The sequence below is a fragment of the Flavobacterium sp. genome (genome assembly GCF_046073885.1).
GTDB lineage: Bacteria > Bacteroidota > Bacteroidia > Flavobacteriales > Flavobacteriaceae > Flavobacterium.
This window is the reverse complement of the sequence record NZ_JBJTND010000074.1, coordinates 1-3,263: the sequence shown is the minus strand read 5'-3', so window position 1 is coordinate 3,263 and position 3,263 is coordinate 1. Positions and strand designations below refer to the sequence as shown.

3 protein-coding genes are annotated in these 3,263 nt (G+C 33.3%); 2 read left to right on the top strand and 1 reads right to left on the bottom strand.

Annotated features, from left to right (window positions below; all coding sequences use genetic code 11):
- Both ACKOWY_RS09980 and ACKOWY_RS09975 read left to right on the top strand, forming a co-directional pair.
- Positions 1-713 (top strand): hypothetical protein (locus ACKOWY_RS09980; RefSeq protein WP_408941299.1); only part of this gene is annotated, 713 nt, incomplete at its 5' end.
- Between the two features lie 219 nt (positions 714-932).
- Positions 933-1,808, top strand: a complete 876-nt coding sequence (locus tag ACKOWY_RS09975) for a transposase (protein WP_408941298.1) — start codon at positions 933-935, stop codon at positions 1,806-1,808.
- Positions 1,809-2,000: 192 nt separating this feature from the next.
- Here ACKOWY_RS09975 and ACKOWY_RS09970 read toward each other — a convergent pair.
- Positions 2,001-3,263: hypothetical protein (locus tag ACKOWY_RS09970; protein WP_408941297.1), on the bottom strand; the 1,263-nt coding region annotated here is incomplete at its 5' end.

Below are 3,263 nucleotides of genomic sequence, written 5' to 3'. Positions count from 1 at the left end.
GACTTGCCTCAGTTCCTAGGCTTAATTTTGACGTAATTGCAAAGCTCAATGCAGCTCGTAAAGCCCCACCCATTGAACTTGAATTATCTCAACCCAAATTTAAACACTATGTTGGCGTTCAATCTAATTTATTAATCCGTCAGGTATTTAATTTAAGTGGTACTACATCAGCTACAAACAATCCATATTTATTTACTTATGCCATCAATAACAGAAAAGGTTGGGGCTTAGCAACGGGATTGGGATTAACAACTTCTAACAACGCTTCATCGGATGTTTTAGGAGGTTTTGATAAAAGATCTACTCAAGCAATGAATGTAAGACTTGGTATTGAGAAGCGCTTTGTACTTCATCCAAAATGGAATGCACTTGTAGGCATTGATGGATTAATGAATAGTAACAAAAGTACTTCTGATGTTAAAACAGTTCAAAGTTTTGGGACTGCATTTGTTAGTACATCAAAAACTACAGATAATTCAAGTTCAATGGGTGGGGCTTTACGAGCTGCATTGAGCTTTGCAATTACGTCAAAATTAAGCCTAGGAACTGAGGCAAGTCTTGCTTTTACATCGGGGAGTGAAAGTTTTTCAGGGACTACTTCTTCAGATAATGGATTTGGAAATAATACATTTACCACTACGTCAAATACCTCTAGCCATAGTGGTTTTGGGATGAATGTACCAACAGCTTTTTTTGTGATTATAAAGTTTTAATCAATAAAATTAAGATAATGTGGTAAAAAATAGGATATAAAATCGGCTGAAACGTATACTGTTAAAGCAATAGAAGAAAGGATAATGAAAGTGGTTTCATTATCCTTTTTTTGTGGATGAAAAAAAAGCAATAAAAAGTGTCCATCATGTAGTTCAAATCGAATACAGAAACGAGGTATTCAAAGAGGTAAGCAACGATTTAAATGTTCGGCCTGTGGTATGAGTTTTACCATTAGAAACGAAAGCGTAAAAGCTTCGAATCAGTTTGTTTGGTTTAAAAAATGGATAATAGAACGGCAGGTATATAAGTACTTGACTAGAGATAGCGGCATGAGCCAAAGTAAGCTGCAATGCTTGTTCAGAGCCTATTTAAAGGAGGCTCCAACAGTAGCCATCCGCAGTAAGAAGAAAGTGCATTTGCTCATTGATGGCAGTTACTTTACCAATAAGTTGTGTTTGATTTTATACTACGACCACGACATTCGTTATGTACAACTATATCGAGAAACAAACCAAGAGAAATACAGGGAAATAAAGGAAGACCTGGAGAACCTAAAGGAGTTGGGTGTAGAGGTTTACAGCGTTACTTGTGATGGTCACAAAGCTATCTTAAAAGCCGTTCGAAAAGCCTTTCCAGATGTCTATTTGCAACGCTGTTTGGTACATGTAAAAAGGCAAGTAAAAAACTATTTGAGCCAACATCCTAAGTTACCACAATCAAGAGCATTGTTGCAAATTGCTGCACAAATAACAGCTATTAAAACACACGAACAGCGAAACGAATGGTTGAAGCTGTTTTATGATTTTTATACAGCCAACGAATCGTTTATTAATGCTCAAAGTAAACAAGAAACTACAGGTCGATATTGGTACACTCATAAAAATCTACATGCAGCCTGTTCATTGCTGATGGCGGCTTTACCCAATATGTTTTGTTATTTAGATGATGCAGAAATACCCTATACCACTAATCGATTAGAGAGTTATTTTTCTCATCTAAAAGAAAAACTAACCCTGCACCGTGGTCTTCGATTCGAAGCAAAAAAGAACTTCATTAAATGGTACTTACACTTTAAAAACAACCAGTCGAAATAAGTTTTTTTAGCCAAAGGTGTTCAAGAATATAAACTAAAAAGGAGCTAATAAAAGCTCCTTTTTTTAGTTGACCTTTTTTATTCCGTCACACATCAATCTATTGCTGATGAGTTGCTCTCCAGCAGAGCCCACTTCCTCTTCGATTGATAATGCAAAAATCTGTATTATTCTAAGAAAAAAACCTCCTATTTTTTACCACATTGCCTTTTTAATCAACCATTTTTTATATCGCTCTCTAAAAATAATAGGATTCAAAGAAGCATTACTGATGGCTTTACAACCATATTTATCAGTAATTTGTAATTGAAAATATTCAATGTTTGTGTTCGATGTTTTTAGAGTGGGGATGGTACTAAAAGTTGTACCATTGAATTTTTCTTTTTCTTTCCATTCATATTGATAAGGTGGTGTACCACCAAATACAGAAGATTGAATGATGCCAACTGTATCAGTTTGCAATAATGCGATACTATCAGGTAATGCTTTTGAAAATATTGTAGTAACCTGTAAACCAAAACCATTTGATACTACAAAATCATTTGATAATTCATTTACACAACCATATTCATCAATGCTTGCTATGTTTACTGTAGTAATATTACCTGATTTTGGGTTCTTTATTTTGGTGCTAACATGTTCAAACCAAAACCAATCTTCATTCATCATCCATTTGGTAAATAATAATTTTCTGTTATCTGTTGCATTAGCTTCAATATTTAAAATATTACCAACACAAATAGGTTGTTTCGGAATACCATTTACTCTTAAAAACGAAGCATTTGGGATAGATAAATTTAATTCATTACTATTTATGGAATCAGGTATTTTAAATGTGATTTTCTGATTTCCTGATGGGATATAGGCTACTATTTTTTCACCCTCACCAATTTCTTTGTTTTCAAAAAACCATTTTATGTTACTTGTTTTTTCAGCGGTTAATAAATGCTTATAACTTTCATCTAATTGGAGTTCTACTTTCATTGTATTGCTGGTATCGCATTGATATTTTATCCAAACTCCATTTTGTAGAACTGATGAAGCATTTACCATTCCTGATTTTAGGGCTTGATTAAACAAGCAATTTTTTTCTGTTTCGTTACAAGCTTTTATGGTAATATCAGTGGCTAAACTAATGTTTGAATTTTGAATCGGACTCCATTCTAATTTGGCTTTACTACTGTATTTTTTCCATTTTATAGTTACTGATTGTAAAGAATCAATAAATAATATTTCGCCACTATTTTTGGGTACAATATTCCAATTGCCAGCTTGTAAATTTTTTCCTTGCAGTTGGTAAACGTATGGTATTTCAGTTTCAACCGAAGTAGCTCCACGAATGCCCATAGGTAATTGCATTTGAGCCATGCAATTCAATACATTCACTAATAAAATAATTGAAAAAATTAATTTGATTTTCAAATTGAATAAATTATTCTTCAAAGTTAGAACTTCTTT